At 72.1% G+C, this 16,745-nt stretch carries 15 protein-coding genes; 6 read left to right on the top strand and 9 right to left on the bottom strand.

The genetic code is table 11. The features are described 5' to 3' along the window. Positions 1 to 36 precede the first annotated feature (36 nt). Positions 37 to 1,014, top strand: coding sequence for a hypothetical protein (locus ACIO9J_RS22555; protein ID WP_402002269.1), 978 nt, complete (start codon positions 37 to 39; stop codon positions 1,012 to 1,014). A 175-nt stretch (positions 1,015 to 1,189) separates the two neighbouring features. On the opposite strand, the gene ACIO9J_RS22550 is transcribed toward ACIO9J_RS22555, so the two are convergent. Beyond that, positions 1,190 to 3,364, bottom strand: a complete 2,175-nt coding sequence (locus ACIO9J_RS22550; protein ID WP_402002266.1) for a hypothetical protein — start codon at positions 3,362 to 3,364, stop codon at positions 1,190 to 1,192. 2 nt (positions 3,365 to 3,366) lie between these two features. Then, positions 3,367 to 3,834: a hypothetical protein gene (locus tag ACIO9J_RS22545; RefSeq protein ID WP_402002263.1), complete on the bottom strand. Its 468-nt coding sequence runs from the start codon at positions 3,832 to 3,834 to the stop codon at positions 3,367 to 3,369. A gap of 387 nt (positions 3,835 to 4,221) precedes the next feature. Between ACIO9J_RS22545 and ACIO9J_RS22540 the strand changes: the two genes are divergently transcribed. Then, positions 4,222 to 4,656 (top strand): VOC family protein, encoded by a 435-nt coding sequence (locus ACIO9J_RS22540; RefSeq protein WP_402002260.1) that lies wholly within the window; start codon positions 4,222 to 4,224, stop codon positions 4,654 to 4,656. 24 nt (positions 4,657 to 4,680) lie between these two features. Here ACIO9J_RS22540 and ACIO9J_RS22535 read toward each other — a convergent pair whose 3' ends face one another. Both ACIO9J_RS22535 and ACIO9J_RS22530 read right to left on the bottom strand, forming a co-directional pair. Next, positions 4,681 to 6,168: a PepSY-associated TM helix domain-containing protein gene (locus ACIO9J_RS22535; protein WP_402002257.1), complete on the bottom strand. Its 1,488-nt coding sequence runs from the start codon at positions 6,166 to 6,168 to the stop codon at positions 4,681 to 4,683. 168 nt (positions 6,169 to 6,336) lie between these two features. Next, the gene (locus ACIO9J_RS22530; protein WP_402003559.1) at positions 6,337 to 7,440 is read right to left on the bottom strand and encodes a cation diffusion facilitator family transporter; all 1,104 of its coding nucleotides are present in this window, start codon (positions 7,438 to 7,440) and stop codon (positions 6,337 to 6,339) included. A gap of 159 nt (positions 7,441 to 7,599) precedes the next feature. Between ACIO9J_RS22530 and ACIO9J_RS22525 the strand changes: the two genes are divergently transcribed. Continuing rightward, entirely contained in the window at positions 7,600 to 7,947 is a 348-nt protein-coding gene (locus ACIO9J_RS22525) for an ArsR/SmtB family transcription factor (protein WP_402002254.1), read from the top strand. A gap of 72 nt (positions 7,948 to 8,019) precedes the next feature. Here the strand turns inward: ACIO9J_RS22525 and ACIO9J_RS22520 are convergent, their stop codons facing one another. Both ACIO9J_RS22520 and ACIO9J_RS22515 read right to left on the bottom strand, forming a co-directional pair. Continuing rightward, positions 8,020 to 9,681: an amidohydrolase gene (locus ACIO9J_RS22520; RefSeq protein ID WP_402002251.1), complete on the bottom strand. Its 1,662-nt coding sequence runs from the start codon at positions 9,679 to 9,681 to the stop codon at positions 8,020 to 8,022. A gap of 196 nt (positions 9,682 to 9,877) precedes the next feature. Then, the gene (locus tag ACIO9J_RS22515; protein ID WP_402002248.1) at positions 9,878 to 10,501 is read right to left on the bottom strand and encodes a TetR/AcrR family transcriptional regulator; all 624 of its coding nucleotides are present in this window, start codon (positions 10,499 to 10,501) and stop codon (positions 9,878 to 9,880) included. Positions 10,502 to 10,569: 68 nt separating this feature from the next. Here ACIO9J_RS22515 and ACIO9J_RS22510 point away from each other — a divergent pair, with 68 nt between their 5' ends. The 3 genes from ACIO9J_RS22510 to ACIO9J_RS22500 all read left to right on the top strand — a co-directional run bounded on the left by ACIO9J_RS22510 (position 10,570) and on the right by ACIO9J_RS22500 (position 14,759). Continuing rightward, positions 10,570 to 12,042 (top strand): purine-cytosine permease family protein, encoded by a 1,473-nt coding sequence (locus ACIO9J_RS22510; protein WP_402002245.1) that lies wholly within the window; start codon positions 10,570 to 10,572, stop codon positions 12,040 to 12,042. 414 nt (positions 12,043 to 12,456) lie between these two features. After that, positions 12,457 to 13,275, top strand: a complete 819-nt coding sequence (locus ACIO9J_RS22505; RefSeq protein ID WP_402002242.1) for an SDR family NAD(P)-dependent oxidoreductase — start codon at positions 12,457 to 12,459, stop codon at positions 13,273 to 13,275. A 221-nt stretch (positions 13,276 to 13,496) separates the two neighbouring features. Further along, entirely contained in the window at positions 13,497 to 14,759 is a 1,263-nt protein-coding gene (locus tag ACIO9J_RS22500; RefSeq protein ID WP_402002239.1) for a cytochrome P450, read from the top strand. 92 nt (positions 14,760 to 14,851) lie between these two features. On the opposite strand, the gene ACIO9J_RS22495 is transcribed toward ACIO9J_RS22500, so the two are convergent. The 3 genes from ACIO9J_RS22495 to ACIO9J_RS22485 all read right to left on the bottom strand — a co-directional run bounded on the left by ACIO9J_RS22495 (position 14,852) and on the right by ACIO9J_RS22485 (position 16,664). Next, positions 14,852 to 15,358: a carboxymuconolactone decarboxylase family protein gene (locus ACIO9J_RS22495; RefSeq protein WP_402002236.1), complete on the bottom strand. Its 507-nt coding sequence runs from the start codon at positions 15,356 to 15,358 to the stop codon at positions 14,852 to 14,854. A gap of 507 nt (positions 15,359 to 15,865) precedes the next feature. Then, positions 15,866 to 15,997, bottom strand: a complete 132-nt coding sequence (locus ACIO9J_RS22490; protein ID WP_402002233.1) for a DUF6368 family protein — start codon at positions 15,995 to 15,997, stop codon at positions 15,866 to 15,868. Positions 15,998 to 16,010: 13 nt separating this feature from the next. Next, the gene (locus tag ACIO9J_RS22485) at positions 16,011 to 16,664 is read right to left on the bottom strand and encodes a recombinase family protein (RefSeq protein ID WP_402002230.1); all 654 of its coding nucleotides are present in this window, start codon (positions 16,662 to 16,664) and stop codon (positions 16,011 to 16,013) included. Positions 16,665 to 16,745: the final 81 nt, after the last annotated feature.

Here is a 16,745-nt window from a genome sequence, read left to right as displayed (position 1 = left end):
GACACCAGCCGACGGACACCAACGGAGGAGATCCCGATGACCAGGACGACGACCACCGCCACGACCGACAGGACCAAGTACCGCAGGAACACCGCCCTGTTCGCGTCCTTCGCCGCCGCGGGCGCCCTGCTGTTGTCGGCCTGCGGCGGCGGTGACGACTCGGGCTCGGGCAAGTCCGAAGGGTCCCGGCCCACTTCGTCGGCGAGCGACCGGGCGGCCGACTCCGGCTCCGACTCGTACTCCGGCTCCATGGATCTCGCCTTCAAGTCCGGTACGGCGAAGCAGAACAGCGCGCCGAAGATGACCGGTGACTGGGCCAACCCGCCCGGCAAGCCCGCGGCGAAGCCGGTGCAGCGCAAGTGGGTGCAGCTCTCCGCGAGCAGGGCGGGCGACCTCGATCCGGTGGTCGTCAACGGTTCCGGCTTCACCCTCTACCGCTTCGACAAGGACACCGCCGCACCCTCCAAGTCCAACTGCGACGGCGCCTGCGCCACCACCTGGCCGCCCGTGCTCGTGAACCCCGGCGGCAAGGTCTTCGTGGACGGCGTGGAGCCGTCGGCCGTCGGTGTCATCACGCGCGCCGACGGCACCCACCAGGTCACCGTCGGCGGCTGGCCCGTCTACCGCTTCAGCAAGGACCTCAAGCCGGGTGACACCAACGGGCAGGGAGTGGGCGGTACTTGGTTCGGCGTACGGCCCGACGGCGGGAAGTCCGGGCAGCCCGCGGGCCAGGAAGAGCCCGCCCCCGACGAGTCCCAGCAGGCTCCCGCGACGAGCGCCATCCTCTTCGACGACGCGAAGTTCTCCGACAACGGACCGGCCCAGGGCGTGGCGGGACCCGGCTGCCAGAACGTCGCACGGCCGAAGGTGACCTCTTCGATCTCCATGAGCGGGTCGGCGAAGATCTGGTCGGGCCGGAACTGCACCGGCGAGTCCAAGGTCGTCAAAGGCGACGTGGCCGACCTGGCCACGATCGGCTTCGACAACAAGATCAGCTCCGTGAAGTTCGGCTGACCCTCCCGTAGCCCAGCCACCGACCACGCGGGCCCGGCGAGGCCCGGCCTCCGCCGCTCGGCCGGCCGAACCGCCGAGCCCGCCTTCCCGGTGCGTCCCCCGCGCACCACCCCGTGCCCACCCCGGCCCGTCCCTGCCGGGGTGGGCACACCCCTGCCGCCCACCGGGACCCGCCTCACCCGCCCTCCCCCGCGCCCCTCCTCGCCGCCCGCCCGAGATGGACCATGGCGACCGAACGCGGCACCCTCGCCCCGTCGTCGAGGACGGCCGAGAAGGCGAGCCGGTGATCGACCCGGCGCCGCACCCCGCGGCCCGCGACGAGGGTGAACCCCACGCCGACGCGCCCCATCGCGGGAACCCGGACGCGACGCGGCCCGCGCGCACGCGCCGTCCAGCCGTCCGCCGGGTGGGCCGTGACCGTGACGGTCCGCGGGACGGCGTCGAAGTTGTAGACGTCCAGGGTCATCCGGGTGCGCACGCCGAGCCGGTAGCCGAGGGGCGGCTCGGCGTCTCCGTCCTCCTTGCCGGGGGCGGCGTCGCGCGCGGCGTAGCGCTGGCTGAGGACGATGTGCTCGGCCGTGGAGAGCCGCCGGGGCAGCCGCTCGCCGTGTGAGGTCGCGACGCTGGGCCGCCCGTTCCCCGCTTCGTCGACGCAGACGACGTACACCGGATCGCGGGAAAGCTCGACGCGCACGCCACGCCCGACCGGGGCCGGGATCGCGGTGGCGTCTCCGCCATCGATGCGCCGCCCCATGATGTCGTGCACCGCAACGCACCTTCCTCGTAAGGGGAGTTGAGTACGGACGGGCTTCTCCGCCCAGGCGACCGTGACCGTCACCCGTCCCGCCCCTCGCTCCCCGGATCCGCACTCCTCCCCCGTGTCGAAAACATGGCCGAAAGCCCCCGGCGGCAGCCCCTCCACGGGACCGATCACGTTTGCGTCGCCGAGCAGCGACGTGAGCGCGGCACACGCGCTGTAGGCGGGCCAGGGCTGGAACTCCCGGCTGAGCAGACCGAAGTAGACCCCTTCGTCGTGCAGCGGTGGTCCGCCGAACCAGAACTGCCGGTCGTTCCCCGCAGCCAGCCCCTTCACCGTCGAGCGCACCAAGTAGCGTGCCTGCACGGCCTGTTGGGATGGGGTGAGATCGCGGCCGGGGCGGGCTTCGAGGAACGCGCCGCATTCCGTCATCCACAGCGGGATGTCCGCCCCGTGAGCCCGGCTGAGCGCGTGCTGCTCCTCCGCGGCCCCGGGGAAGTCGGGTTCGCTCTGCTCGGCGGGGTCGGGGTAGCCGTGGAAGGCCCAGACGTCCGCGTAGCGCACGACGTCGTTCGCCAGCATCAGCCGCTGGAAGTGACCGGCCTCGGCGATGCCGGGCAGCACGGTGAGCGGGGGCCTCGGCGTGTCCGCGATGCCGAGGGCGGCCGCCTTGACGTAGGCGGCGTGGGCGTCGCCCGTGCTGCGGGTGACGTCGACGTCCGGTTCGTTGGAGAGTTGCAGCGCCTCGGGGACGGCCGCCGCGTCGCGCCCCGCGGCCAGGTGGCGGGTGTAGCGGTAGGCGTCGCGCAGGTCGGCGGGGAGCGGCAGCGAGGCATCGGTCATCGCCCACTCGGGGGCGGGCGAGAGGACTTCGAGCGAGGTCAGGCCGTGTCGGCGCAGGGTGCGGGTGACGCGGTCGTAGTGCTCGGTGGTGTACGTGCCGCGCGCGGGCTCGGCGGCGGGCCAGGCGTTGGCGTCGCGCACGCAGCCGACGCCCATCTCCTTCATGCCCGCGGCGAAGGCGTCGAGACGGGCGGGCGGCACCAGGGAGGAGACGAACGCGTTGACGCCGAAGCGGTTCGCGCGCGGCGGCCCCGTGAACCGGTCGCCGCCCGCGCCCCGGCGTTGGGGGAGGCACGCGAAGTTCCGTACGAGCTGCGGCCCTTCGCCCTGCTGCGCCGTCCGGCCTTCGCCATGCCGCACGATCCTGGCCGCCACCCGGTAGTGCCCTGGCGGGAGTTGAGGCAGGTCACCCGAAGCGACGCTCCGACCGGAGGGGACGGCCACCGTGCCCGATGTCGCGCGCTCCCCGAAGTAGTCCGTGACCGTGTAGTGGACGCGACACGTGCCCTCGGCGCGTCCGGCGAGCCGGAAGTGCAGGCGGGCGCGCTCGCCGTGCCGGACGGTACCGAGGGAGTGTCGCGGATCGCCCACGTAGGCGTCGCGCAGTACGGGCCCCGGCAGGCGTGTCAGCGTGAAGCGGTCCAGCGCGACGGCGTAGGCGATGACGTCGTCGACGACCGCCGGTTCCTTGACCGAGAACGTCAACGTGTTGCGCCCGCGCCACAGTTCGACGTCGCCGAGGGTCAGCACGCTCAGGTCTCCCAGGCGGCCCGCGACTCGTACCAGTAGGGCTGGGACCGGGACACCTCCCTCGGCGGCTCGTCGTTCACGGCGATGTGGAGGTACGAGGCGACGGTCTCGGTGTGCGGGACCTCGACCGGCGCGGTGGCGACCGCCGTCAGTTCATACGTGCCGGGTTCGGGCGCGTCGACGACGTAGGTCGCGAACCAGCCCTCCGCCGGCGGCCGTTGGGAGGAGAGGAGATATACGTACTTGCCCTTGGCGGCACGCCGGTCGGCGACGACGGGGAGGTTGGTGCGCACCGCCGCCTCGGCCTGCACCGTGAGCACCGCGCCACTCCCCCGGCCCCGCGTCCCGGTCGGCACGGGACCGTTCTCCCTGCCACGCGCCGCGGCCCGCTCCGGCCCGGCTCCCGTCACGGCTGCGGCCGCCACGGCGCCGAGTCCCGCCTTCATCGTCGTACGACGGTCGAATCCCATGTCTCCCAGCAGACACGGGCTGTCCGGGGCCGGTCCTCCTGCGTGCAGGCCGCCTTACCCGGAAACCGCGTCGGGGTCGGGGCTCGCCCGCGAGTCGGAGCCGACCCCTAGGCCGACCCCGAGACGTCCACGAGGAAACGTCGGCCTGCGCCGGAAGCGGACCCGGGGAAAGGGTGAGGCCCCGCCGCGACGGGGGAGACACGGCGGGACCCAAAGAATTGGGTGCCCAGCCAGGGGCGAGTCACACACACGGACGATAATTCCTGGCCGCCTTGAGCCATCCTTCAGCAGCACTTCAGCCACTCCGGGCACCCGGACGGCGGGAACCACTCCGGACGACGCCGATGCGGACGGTGTGTCGCCGGTGGCTCGCAGTACGGTCCCGCCATGGCCAACGGAATCGACCTCACCCTCGACTGCACGGACGCGCGGCTGCTCGCCGCGTTCTGGAAGACGGCGCTCGGCTATGTCGACGAGCCGCCGCCCGCGCCCTTCGCCACCCGCGAGGAGTGGTTCGCGAGCTTCGATCCGGCGGAGGACGAATCCGTGCACGACTGCGCGTGGCTCCGCGATCCGGACGGCATCCGTCCGCGGCTCTCCCTGCTCAAGGTCGCCGAGCCCAAGACCGCGAAGAACCGGCTGCACATCGACGTCCGGGTGCCGGGACACGGCGACGCCGACGCGCGCTGGGCGCGGATCAGGGCGGAGGCCGCGCGGCTCGTCGCGGCGGGCGGCAGCGTGCTGGCCGAGTTCGAAGGACACCACGTCGTCCTGGCCGACCCGGAGGGCAACGAGTTCTGCGTCGCCGCCGCCCGGACCTGACCACACGCCCCCGCGCTCGTCAGCTCACGCGTACGTGCGCCTGCCGCGCCGGTACGCGATCTCACCGAGGACGACGTCCACCGCGAGGAACGCCGCCAGCGAGATGCCGAGCAGCGGTACGAAGTAGCCGAGCACGGCGATCATCGCGAGCAGTGGGACAAGGACGTACGCGGGGACGTCCTGCCACGCGCCGCGCGCCATGGGTTGTCCGAAACTGTTCCCGCGCCCGCGCCGCCACCACATCCGGTAGCCCAGGACGATCAGCAGGATCAGCGCGACGGCGAGCGCGGCGAGCGCGATCTGGTTGACGAGCCCGAAGAGGGAACCGGAGTGCGCGTCGATGCCCCAGCGGCTCAGCTTGGCGAGCACCGGATAGTCGTCGAACCGCAGCACCTCGGTCACCTGGCCGTCGGCGGGGTTCACGGCGACGGAGTCCTGCTTCTCGGGCCAGCTGCGCTGCACCTGCTTGACGACGTACGCCGATGACGCGTCGGCCGGCGGGACGATCTCCACGGGGTTGGAAAGCCCTTGGCCGCGGGCGGACTTGAGGACCGCGTCGAGCCCGACATCGGCTCCGGCCTTCCCCGCCTGCGCGCCCGTCCCCGTGCCGCCGGACGCTCCGTGCCCGGCGTGCTCCCCCGCCCCGCCCGCTCCCGGGTCGCCGCCCGGCGTCACGCTCGCCGTCACCGTCGGCGTCGTCTGGCCGATGGCCTCCCGCAGGTCGCTGATGCTCTGGCCCGCGTACGTCGACCAGGTCAGGCCCGTCGCCGAAAGGAAGACGAGGCCCGCGGCCGCCCAGGCGCCCACCGAACCGTGCAGGGCCAGGGTGCGACGGCCACCCTTCGTGCCGCGCAACTTCCTGCGCGCCCTGCGCCGCCCGAACCACAGGACGAGTCCGCCGCCCGCGATCACCCACAGCCAGCTCGCGGCGAGTTCGCTGTAGAGGCGGCCCGGCTCGCCGAGTTGCAGATCGCGGTGGAGTCCGTCGATCCAGGTGCGCAGCGGCAGCGCCCCGCTGGCGCCGTACTGCTCCAGCGCGCCGCGCACCTCGGCCGTGTACGGGTTCACGAAGACGGCGAGCGTGTGGTCGGGGTCCACTCCGGGGACCCCGGAGAGCAGGACGCGGGTGGTCGCGCCCTCCTCGGGCGAGGGCCGGACCGCGCTGATCGTGCCCTCGGGGTGTGCCTTGCGGGCCGCGGCCACTTGGCGGGTGAGGGGCAGTTCCGCCGCGTCATCGCCCACGGGGACGCGGAGTTCGTCGGCGTACACGTACTTCTCGACCTGGTACGACCCCGCGTACAGGAGTCCCGTCGTGGCGGCGACGAGCAGGAAGGGGGCTATGAGCAGCCCGGCGTAGAAGTGCAGGCGCAGGACCAGGGGGCGCAGCGAGGCAAGGGCGGAGCGCGGGCCGGCGACGGGACGCGGGTCCGCCGTCTCCTCCTGCGGCGGCTTCGGGGGTTCGTCCGGCTGCTGCCCGTCGTCTGGGACGAGGACGGTGGGTTCGGCGGGCATGGGGCGTTCTCCTGGGTCGGCTGGGTCGGCGGGGCCGTGGCCCGGCTCTGCGGCCGGACCGGTCCAGGAGTCGGGCCGAACACCGGTCGAGTTCCCGCCACTTCGAGTGACGTAGACCACACCCGTACAACTCGGCTCTCCGTACGAGGAGTTGGCTACGCGGTCCGGTCAGGCCGGTGCGTGGTGGGCGAGGGCCAGGTGCGGGTCACGCTCGCCCGCGACGGGTGCGGGGTCGGCGTGGACCGTGGCGCCGGTCAGTTTCGGCACGGCGTGCAGCAGCGCGTGCTCGGCGTCGACGGCGACGCGGTGCGCCTCCCGTACCGTCAGCGTTCCGTCGACGACGACCGCGACCTCGGCGCGCAGCCGGTGCCCGATCCAGCGCAGCCGCAGCTCACCGACCGCGTGCACGCCGTCCACGGCGAGGAGCGCGTGCTCGGCGGAGTCGACGAGCGCCGGGTCGACGGCGTCCATCACCCGGCGCAGGACCTCCCGGGCCGCGTCCTTCAGGACGAGCAGGATGGCGGCGGTGATCAGCAGCCCGACCACCGGGTCGGCGAGCGGCAGACCCACGGCCGCACCGCCCGCGCCGATCAGTACGGCGAGGGAGGTGAATCCGTCCGTGCGCGCGTGGAGTCCGTCGGCGACCAGGGCGGCCGAGCCGATCTCGCGGCCGACGCGGATGCGGTAGCGGGCCACCCACTCGTTGCCGACGCATCCGATGACGGCGGCCACGGCGACCACCGGGATGTGGCTCATGTCCCGTGGATGCAGGAGCCGTTCGACGGACGACCAGGCGGCGAACGCGGCGGAGGCGGCGATGGTCAGCACGATCACGACGCCCGCCAGGTCCTCGGCCCTGCCGTACCCGTAGGTGAAGCGGCGGTTCGCGGCGCGGCGGTCCACGACGAACGCGATGCCGAGCGGTACGGCGGTCAGCGCGTCGGCCGCGTTGTGCACGGTGTCGCCGAGCAGCGCGACGGATCCGGAGACGGCCACGACGACGGCCTGCGCCAGGGCGGTCGCTCCGAGCACGACGAGCGACACCCACAGCGCCCGCATCCCGCGCGCGGAGCTCTCCAGCGCGGCGTCGACCTTGTCGGCGGAGTCGTGGGAGTGCGGGGTGAACAGGTGGCGGAGGTGGTGGAGGCGGTGACGGACGCGGTGGCGCGGGCGGCCCGTCCGGGTGGGCGGTGGAGCCGGATGAGGGTGCTGGTGAGGGGTGTGCCCGCCCCCGTCCGCATGAGGGTGCTCGTGCTGCCGACCGTCGCTCACGTCGTGCGCCTGAGGGTGCTCGTGCTGCCTGCCGTCGTTCACGTCGTGCCCCTTCCCGTACGCGGATGGCGTCGTGGACGGACCCGGTCCCCCGCGGCCCCGAGGGGGACGGTGGACTCGGGCGGTCCGAGCGCTCATTATGTGCGTATGAGCGCACGCATGCACCTATCACCTGCGCATCCTGCGCATCCGCACACGCCGGGCGAGGACCAATTCGCCCTCGCGGCCGAGCTGTTGTCGCTCCTCGGCGACCGCACGCGCCTGGTCCTGCTGCGCCGCCTCGCCGACGGCGAGGCCGATGTGAGCACGCTTACCGAGGCCTGCGACGCGGCGCGCCCCGCCGTCAGCCAGCACCTCGCACGGCTGCGCCACGCGGGGCTCGTGACCACCCGCAAGGAGGGCCGCCGCGTGGTCTACGCACTCGGCGACGGCCATCTGCGCCGGGTCGTGGACGAGGCGCTGAGCCTCGCGCACCACCGGCTCACCGGGCGGCCCCCGCACGCCTGATCCGTGCGGGGGCCGCCGGGGCGCGGGGATCGTCGGAGCGCGGGCCGCCCGGGGTGGCCTGCGGCCTCGCCCTCAGAGGCTCGCGTCGCGGTGCGTCGTCCCGCCGTCGAGCACCGTGAGCAGGACGGGCAGCTCCGGCAGCTCGGTGGCCGCGGTGTCGAGCGGGCTCTCCGCGAAGACCGTGAGATCGGCGCGGTGTCCGACCCTGATCCGCCCCGCCTCGTGCTCGTCACCCGCCGCGCGGGCCGCGTTGACGGTCATGCCCTGGAGCGCCTCCAGCGCGGAGAGCGCCTGCTCTGGGCCGTGCGGAGCCTGGCTCAGGTCGCGGCTCGGGCGGCGGTGGCGGGCGCCCGCCATGACGGCGAGCGGCGGGTAGGGGGCGATGGGCCAGTCCGAGCCGAGGACGACGGTGGCGCCGGAGTCCCACAGGTCGCGGCAGCGCCAGGCGCGCCCGGCACGCTCGTCGCCGAGGCGCCGCGACCAGTTGTCGGTGTGGTCGGCGCGCGTGAAGTCACAGCAGTGGGTGGGCTGCATGGAGGCGATGACGTCGAGTTCGGCGAACCGGCGCAGGGTGTCGTCGGGCACGGTCTCGATGTGCTCGACACGGTGCCGGAGGGTCCCGGCCGCACCGGCGCCGGCACCGCCACCGGCCCCGGTGGCCAGGGCCTTCTCGACCGAGTCGAGCACGTGCCGTACGGCGGCGTCGCCGATGGCGTGCGTGGCGGTGGGCACCCCGGCCCGGTGGAGCTCACCGACGATGTGCGTGTACGCGGCGGGGTCGGGCCAGAACGCGTGCGTCGACTCGCCGTGACAGTCCGGGCGTTCGAGCCACGCGGTGCCGTTGTCGATGGTGCCGTCCATGAAGAGCTTGACGCCCGCGGTCCGCCACAGGGCACCACCGGCCCCCTGCCCCTCGATGAGCGCGCGCAGGCCGTCTGCGTCGGTTCCCGGCTGACACCAGGGCGCGACGCGCAGGCGCACCGGGAGTTCGCCCGCCGCGTCCAACTCGGCGTACAGCGCGAGGCTTTCGCCGTTGGCGTCCATGGCGTGACCGCCGGTCAGCCCGATGGCGGCCATCCCCCGCAGGACGGCGGCGAGTTGGTCGCGGCGCTCGGCACGGGTGGGCCGCGGCGCGGCGCGCTCCACCAGTTCACAGGCGGCGTCCTCCAGGAGCAGCCCGGTGGGCCGTCCCGACGCGTCGCAGACGACCTCGGCGGCCTGGTCGAACGTGCGGGGTCCGTCGACCCCGGCGAGTTCGAGGGCGCGCGGGCTCGCCAGCATCGAGTGGGCGTCGAACATCTGGAGCGCGGCGGGGATGCCGTCGAGCACGGAGCCGATGGCGGCGGTCCCGACGGGCCGGTCACCGAAGACGTTCGGGTCGAGCCCCCACCCGCGCAGCCACGCCCCCGGCGCGAGGCCACGGATCTCCCGGGCCAGCGCGTCGCGCACCGCGTCGAGATCGGCGCAGCCCGAGAGGTCGAGCCCCTGGGTCAACTCGGCTCCGGAGACGGGGTGGAGGTGCCCGTCGACAAGACCGGGCGTCACGACGGCCCCCTTGAGGTCGAGCACGGTCGTCGAGGAAGCGGCGAGTGCCCGCATCTCCCGGTCGTCGCCCAGCGCGAGGATCCGCCCGCCGGAGACGGCCAGCGCGCTCTCCGGCAGGAACGCTCCGGTGACCGGGTCGAGCAGGCGGGCGGAGAGCAGGACGAGGGAGGGGGAGGTGGTGGGTGGCACGGGGGCTCCTTGCAGAGAGACGACGTGTTCGGGAGGGGGGTTCGTGAGGGCTGTACGTGAGGAGTGTTCGTGGCGGGTGTACGTGAGGGACATACGTCTCGGCGTCGGCCTCGGCGCGCATATCGGCGTCAGCGGCGGCGCATGTGCCCGCTCGGCGGCGCGCGTGACCGCTCGGCGGCACGTGCCGAACGGGCGGTCAGCCCAACGTGCCCTCCGCGAGTCCGAGTCCGCGCTCCGCCGTGGCGACGGCCATCCGGGCCACCGCCGGCGGCCGGTTGCCGACGTCCGTACTGGCGTGGACACCGAGACCGTCCAGTACGACGAGGATCTGAATGGCCGTCACATCGGGATCGGAGGTACGGAATTCGTCGCGCTCCACACCGTCCCTGATGGCCCCGGCGAGCCGCTCGCGCCAGGCGGCCTCCTGCTCGGCGACGCGCTCGCGCAGGACCGACCGGTAACGGCTGAGATGCCGCGCGTTGATCCAGAGGCGGCTGATGTCGTCGTACGACTCCCCCGTCGCCTGTGCGAAGAACCTGGCCAGGTGTGACGTCGAGGTGCCTTCGGCCCGGTCGGCCGGAAGGAGCGTGTCCAGTTCGCCGCTCGCCGCGCTTCCGAACGCCTCCGCCACCAGATCCTCCACCGAGGGGAAGTAGTGACTGATCAGCCCCGGCCGCACGTCGAGCTCCTCGGCTATCCGCCGCAGGGTGACGCACTCAAGGCCGTCGGCCAGGGCGACCGAGGCCGCCGCCACGACGATTTCCGCACGTCGGGCGGCCGGAGATTTCCGAATTCGCTTGCGCTGAACGCTTGACGACATGCCCGCAACGCTATTGAGTGTGCGACCAATAAGCAAGCAGGTGGATGGACCAGCACCCGGAGGGCCTCATGGCGTCCACGATTCCCGACCCACTCCCGGGCGGGCACGGCGCACTCGACGCGCCGTCGTCCGCAGGGGCCGCCGCGACCGGCGCGGACCACGCGGGACGCATCGAGGCCCACGGCATCGACCACATTCCCGACGGCGAACGCCACGGGCACCCGCGGGAGTTGTTCTCCGTCTGGGCCGCGGCGAACGTGAACTATCTGAGCCTGGTGATCGGCGGCGCGCTCGTCCTGATGGGCCTGAGCCTGTGGCAGGCCGTCGGCGTGATCGTGGTCGGCAACCTCTTCTGGGTGTTCACCGGTGTGCTCGCGATCTCGGGCCCGGCCTCGGGCACACCGAGCGAAGTGATCACCCGGGCGCTGTACGGCGTCATGGGGAACCGCGTGAACAACGCGGTCACCGGCTGGATGATCTCGGTCTGCTACTTCGCCCTCAACCTGTCGGCGGCCGCGACAGCCGCGTTCGCCCTGGTGGAGAAGGCGGGCATACCGGCGACCACCGGCGTCCAGGTCACCGTCGTGGTGGTCATCGCGGCGCTCACCCTGACCATCAGCGTCTACGGCCACGCCACGATCGTGCGGCTCTACCTCCCCATCACCCTCGTGCTCATCGCGGTCTTCGCCTTCGTCGCCGTCGCGGTGCTCGGGCACGCCGACCTCTCGTACGCACCCGCCGAGCCGCTGAGCGGCACCCAGCTCTGGGTGACCCTGGTCTCCGGTGTCACGCTCATCGCCGCGGGCCCGCTGTCGTACACCACGAGCGCGGACTTCTCCCGCTATCTGCCGCGCACCACGTCCCGGAAGGCGGTCGCGGGCTGGACCGCGCTCGGCGGCTTCCTGCCGAGCGTCTCGGTCTGCTCCCTGGGCGCCTTCGCCGCGACCTCGGTCGACATGACGGATCCTCAGAACGCGCTACAGGGACTCCTTCCCGGCTGGTTCACCCCCGTCTTCCTGCTGGCCCTGGTGCTCGGCACGATCGCCATCAACGCGATGACCGCCTACAGCGCCGGGCTCGCGCTCCAAGCCGTGGGCCTGCGCATCCGGCGCTCGGTCAGCGTCCTCTTCGACGGCACGGCGGCGGTCGCCCTGACCCTGTACGCACTGCTCGTGTCCAACTTCCTCGACACCGTCAGCGACGTCCTCCAGCTCACCGTCGTACTGCTCGGTCCCGCGATGGCCCTCTACGCCACCGACATCGTGCTGCGCCGCAACCGCTACGACGGGCTCGCGCTCAGCGACGAGTCGCCGAGCAGCCCGTTCTGGTACACGGGCGGCATCCACCGGGCCGGCGCCCTGGCCCTCGTATCGGGCGTCGTCGCGGCCGCGCTCTGCGTCAACACGCTCTACACCGGCCCGGTGTCACACGCCCTGGGCGGCGCGGACCTGGCGCTGCCGGCCGGCATGGTCGTCGCGTCGGCCGTCTACGTGGGGCTGCTGCGTGGGAGGCGGGGGTTGCGCGGGGTTCCTCGGGCGTGACGGGGAGGTTTCGTTCGTCGCGGGTCGCGGAGCTCACGTGGCGTGCCCTTCGTCAGCCTCCTGGCGGTTCTCCTCGCGGATCGTCAGAGCGGCGTATGGAAGCGGCGGCGGCGCTTGTCCGGCGGCGGCCGCCCGGCTTCGATGAGTGATGTGAACAGCGCGTGGCTCCTCCTCGACCGGCCCCCTCATCGGGCGTCCCGTCGCATGCCCCGCTGCCCTCTGACGGAGGCGTCCGCCCGCCGCTGACGCGTCCTCCCGAAGAGCCGTGGGGCGCCGTGACCTGACACGGCGCCCCTTCTTCACACCCCTCTTTACTCGCCTCGACACACCTGTTCCGTACGCCCTTTCACCTGCCTGCCCAGCCGTGCGCTGCGCGGTCGGCGACGCGGCGTACCCCGCACCCATGGATGTCCCATGTATACGTCTGGTTCCACCCTGTCCACCCGTACGGTCCTCGTCACCGGCGCCACCTCCGGCATCGGCCACGAGACGGCGCGACAGCTCGCCGAGCGCGGTGCCACCGTGCTGCTGCACGGACGCACCGACGACGAGGCCCGCGCCGCCGCCGACCGGCTGATCGCCACGGCTGGTATCGACGCGGCACAACTGCACTCCTACGGCGCCGACTTCGCACACCTCGACGAGGTCGAGCGACTGGCGGAAACGGTAGTCCGCGCACATCCGCGCCTGGACGCCCTGGTCAACAACGCCGGTATGGCGGCCCCCGAGCGGCACACCGTCACCGCCGACGGGAACGAGATCGCCTTCCAGGTGAACTTCCTCGCGCACTACCTGCTGACCTGCCTCCTGGAGCCCGCCCTCACCGCCGGTCCGGGCGGCCGCGTCGTCAACGTCTCCTCGTCGCTGCACCGCAGCGCGTCCATCCGGTGGAGCGATCCGCAGCGCACCCGCCGCTACTCGCGGCTCGCCGCGTACGCGCAGTCCCAGCTCGCCCTCACGGTGTTCGCCGCGGATCCGCGCGTCACCGCGGTCTCCGTGCACCCCGGCGTGTGCGGCACGGCGCTGCTCCCGCTGTACGCCGACGAAGGCGTCACGCCCGCCGAGGGCGCCGCCCATGTGGTGCGGCTGTGCGATCCGGCCTTCGAGATCGTCAACGGCGCCTACTACGACCGTGCCGAACGCGTCGCCCCCGCGCCCGCCGCCACCGAGGACCGCACCGTGAAGCGTCTCAGCAGGCTCGCCGATCTGCTCGTGGGGCGCGCGGCGGCCTGACCGGCCTGGCCGTCGCGGCGGTGACCTCAGGAGGACCCAAGTGACGCCATGAGGAGCCAAGTTGGCTCCCCATGGCGTCATTCATGTGTCATGCTGATGCCGCGAGGTGCGCAGCGCACGACTCATCGACGCGCGGGCAGTTTGCGCTGCCCTCGCCGCCCACCTGCCACCCCATCCGCCGCCGCGTCACTCAGGGCACGTCACCCCCCACCGGAGGACACATGCCGCACGAATCAGCAACTCCCTTATCCACCACGGGATTTCAGGACGACACCCCCGTCGCCGGCGCCGAACCGATCCGGCTTCCCGTCGAGCGGTCCTCCGGATGCCCCTTCGATCCGCCCGCCGAGATGGCGCGGCTGCGCGCCGAACAGCCGCTCGCCCGGCTGAGTTTCCCCGACGGCCACGTCGGCTGGCTGGCAACCAGTCACTCGCTGGCGCGCGCGGTCTTCTCCGACGCACGCTTCAGCTCCCGGTACGAGTACCTGCACCTGCCGTTCGAGACCGGCTACAGCGGGGAGCTGCCGGTGGCGCCGGTCGGCGACATGACCGGGATGGACGCGCCCGAGCACACGCGCTACCGGCGGCTGCTGGCCGGGAAGTTCACCGTCCGCAGGATGGCCTTCCTGGGCGAACGCATCGAGCGGATCACCGCGGAGCACCTCGACGGCATGGAACGGCAGGGGCCGACCGTGGACCTGGTGAAGGCGTTCGCCCAGCCGATCCCCGCCCTCACCATCTGCGAACTCCTCGGGGTGCCCTACGACGAGCACGACTTCTTCCAGGAGAGCACCGCGACGGTCATGTCCCACGGCTCCACCCAGGAGGAGCTGGCCGTGGCGCTGACGGCGATGCACGAGTATCTGCGTCAGCTGGTCCTCGCCAAGCGTGCCGCGCCGACCGACGATCTGCTCAGCGACCTGACGCGCAGCGACCTCACCGACGAGGAACTCACCGGCCTCGCCGTCTTCCTGCTCGGCGCCGGTCTCGACACCACGGCCAACATGATCTCGTTCGGCACCTTCGCGCTGCTGAGCAACCCGTCCCAGTTCGCCGCCCTGCGCGCCGATCCGGGCATCGCCGACCAGGCCGTCGAGGAACTCATGCGCTATCTGACGATCGCCCAGCTCGGCGCGCGGTCCGCCCTGGAGGACGTGGAACTCGCGGGTCAGGTAGTCCGGGCCGGGGAGACGGTCATCGTCTCGACGGAAGCCGCGAACCGCGATCCGGAGAGGTATCCCGACCCCGACGTACTCGACCTGCGCCGCAAGGCGACCGGCCACCTCGGCTTCGGGCACGGCATCCACCAGTGCCTGGGCCAGCAGCTGGCCCGCGTCGAGATGCGGGCCGCATTCCCCGCCCTGGTCTCCCGGTTCCCGACGCTGCGGCTCGCCGTACCCGCCGACGAGGTGCCGCTGCGCACCGGCATGAACATCTTCGGGGTGCACCGGCTGCCCGTCACCTGGGGTCCGGAGCGGCGCTGACCGCGAATTGGGGAACAGCCCCTTCTCATGCCGGTGTCGCCATCAGCGCATCAGCTCGAGAAATCGAGAAGGGGCCGTCCTTGTGGGAGAAATCAGTTCCACGGCTCGGAGAACGACCGGCCGGGGACCGGCTTGGCGATGAGTGCCACGGCCGTGAAGAAATTGACCTGCCCGATGGCGAACATCAGGGTGGCGAGCGCCCTGGGCTCGAAGAGCTCGGCCACCTCCGCGTACAGCGCGTCGGAGACCCGCTCGCCGTCCACGGAGGGCTGGAGCACCGCTTCCACGAGAGCGAGCGCGGCGCGCTCGGCGGAGGTGAAGTACGGCGAATCCTGCCAGGAGGACACCGAGGCGATGCGCTCCTCCGACTCCCCCGCCGCGCGCAGGAAGCCGGCGTGCAGAACGGTCAGATAGGTGCTGCCCGCGATCTGCCCCGCCCGCAGTTGCACCAGGCTGATCGTGGCGCGCGGCACGGAGCCGTTGCCCGTGACCTTGAACAGTGCCGCCGACACATCGGCGAGCTCGGGGACCAGCTTGGCCGGGTCCTCGGTCATCCGCGGGGCCATCGGGATTTCTGCCGTGATCGTATGCGTTCCCATGGTCATCTCCTTCAGGGTCCTTCAAGGCTTTCGGTATCGCTTTCACTGCCCTGACGGATCCCGGCGGAAGAGTGTGACCGGTGGCGGAGGAATTTCTTCGACGAATGCCGGAGCACCGCCCAGTTACCTAGGACTCCTCCGACAAACACGTGCCGCGGTAGGCCCGCCCCGCGAGCGTGTCCGTCCATACCGAAAGCGCGCAAGGGGCGTCATCGGGCACGTTGAGCTTCACGTCTCCACAGCGGACCGTGCCCGCGCCATCAGGCACGGCGGTGTCGCACAACTCGGAGAGGGGCGGCGCCGAATCGGCGGCAGCCACCGCCGGTGACGCGAGGCCGAAGGCGAGGACGGGTGTGAGGGCGCCAAGAGATCGAACCACGAGTTTGTTCACGCCCGCACAACGCCCGAACGCCCCACCAGGACACTCCGGTGCCTCCGGACGGGTTCAGCTCGGCGTTCCCGCGATCGCCTCCACGTTCCGGAGCCGATCGCGGCGGGCCCGGCCGCCTACTTCGACAGCCGGAAGCCGGGCTGTCGAGCCCAAGCCCGGAGGAACTCCGCCGAACCGTACGCGACGGGCCATGGATCGGTCATCGTGGCGATGAGGCCCTGGAGTCCTAGCTCAGACACCAGCCGCAAACTAGCCGGATGATCACGCGCCTGCCGCCGTGGAGGCCTGTTCGTCGTGCTCCCGCAGCATCCACATGACGGTGGCGGGTGAGGGGTGCTGGCCCCTCTTCGCTCCGGTGGTGAGGACGAGGCGCTTGGCGATGTCGCGCAGACTCATCTCCTGGTCCCGCAGGTGGAGAGCCATGGACAGCATGTCGTTGTCGGTGACCCCGGCGCCGCCGATGGTCTTGCCACGATTCCGCGCGCTCTCGTGGCCTTCGAGGGTGCGGTCGCGGATGTACTCGCGCTCCATCCCGGACATGGCGGCGAGCACGGTGAACACGATGCCTGACGGGTCGTGCGAGCCCTTCAGTTCTCCGGTGAGGAACTCCAGGCCGACGTCGCTCGCCTTCAGCTCCTCGGCGAGCATGGCGAGTTCGATGCCGCGACCGAGCCGCTTGTGCTCGTGCACCACGAGGGTGACGGCGACGCCGGAGGAGCGGATCTCCCCGGCGAGCTTCACGGCGGCCTCCAACTCGGGGCGCTTGGTGGCGCGGGTGGAGATCTTCTCCGAGAAGACCCGGGTGACCCCGGCCCCGCCGAGTGAGTCGCGCTGTGCGTCGAGGGACTGTCGGGTGGTCGATGCGCGGGCGTAGCCGAGGCGGACGTGTCCGACCGGTTCGGCGCCGGCGCGCACGGGCCGGGACAGTTCGGTCCATGCCGAGCCCGGCTTGCACGATCGAATGCCGTTGGGGAACTGTCAAGATGTCGACCCCTC

Source organism: Streptomyces sp. NPDC087300 (genome assembly GCF_044744425.1).
Lineage (GTDB): Bacteria > Actinomycetota > Actinomycetes > Streptomycetales > Streptomycetaceae > Streptomyces.
Note: the sequence above shows the minus strand (reverse complement) of the source record. Positions and strands in the feature narration are given on the sequence as shown.

Excerpts from the sequence above, each read along its gene's own strand:
- ACIO9J_RS22500 (WP_402002239.1), top strand. The coding sequence starts at position 13,497 with ATGCCGCACGAATCAGCAACTCCCTTATCCACCACGGGATTTCAGGAC.
- ACIO9J_RS22540 (WP_402002260.1), top strand. The coding sequence starts at position 4,222 with ATGGCCAACGGAATCGACCTCACCCTCGACTGCACGGACGCGCGGCTG.
- ACIO9J_RS22510 (WP_402002245.1), top strand. The coding sequence starts at position 10,570 with ATGGCGTCCACGATTCCCGACCCACTCCCGGGCGGGCACGGCGCACTC.
- ACIO9J_RS22505 (WP_402002242.1), top strand. The coding sequence starts at position 12,457 with ATGTATACGTCTGGTTCCACCCTGTCCACCCGTACGGTCCTCGTCACC.
- ACIO9J_RS22495 (WP_402002236.1), bottom strand. The coding sequence starts at position 15,358 with ATGGGAACGCATACGATCACGGCAGAAATCCCGATGGCCCCGCGGATG.
- ACIO9J_RS22545 (WP_402002263.1), bottom strand. The coding sequence starts at position 3,834 with ATGGGATTCGACCGTCGTACGACGATGAAGGCGGGACTCGGCGCCGTG.
- ACIO9J_RS22535 (WP_402002257.1), bottom strand. The coding sequence starts at position 6,168 with ATGCCCGCCGAACCCACCGTCCTCGTCCCAGACGACGGGCAGCAGCCG.
- ACIO9J_RS22515 (WP_402002248.1), bottom strand. The coding sequence starts at position 10,501 with ATGTCGTCAAGCGTTCAGCGCAAGCGAATTCGGAAATCTCCGGCCGCC.
- ACIO9J_RS22525 (WP_402002254.1), top strand. The coding sequence starts at position 7,600 with ATGCACCTATCACCTGCGCATCCTGCGCATCCGCACACGCCGGGCGAG.
- ACIO9J_RS22555 (WP_402002269.1), top strand. The coding sequence starts at position 37 with ATGACCAGGACGACGACCACCGCCACGACCGACAGGACCAAGTACCGC.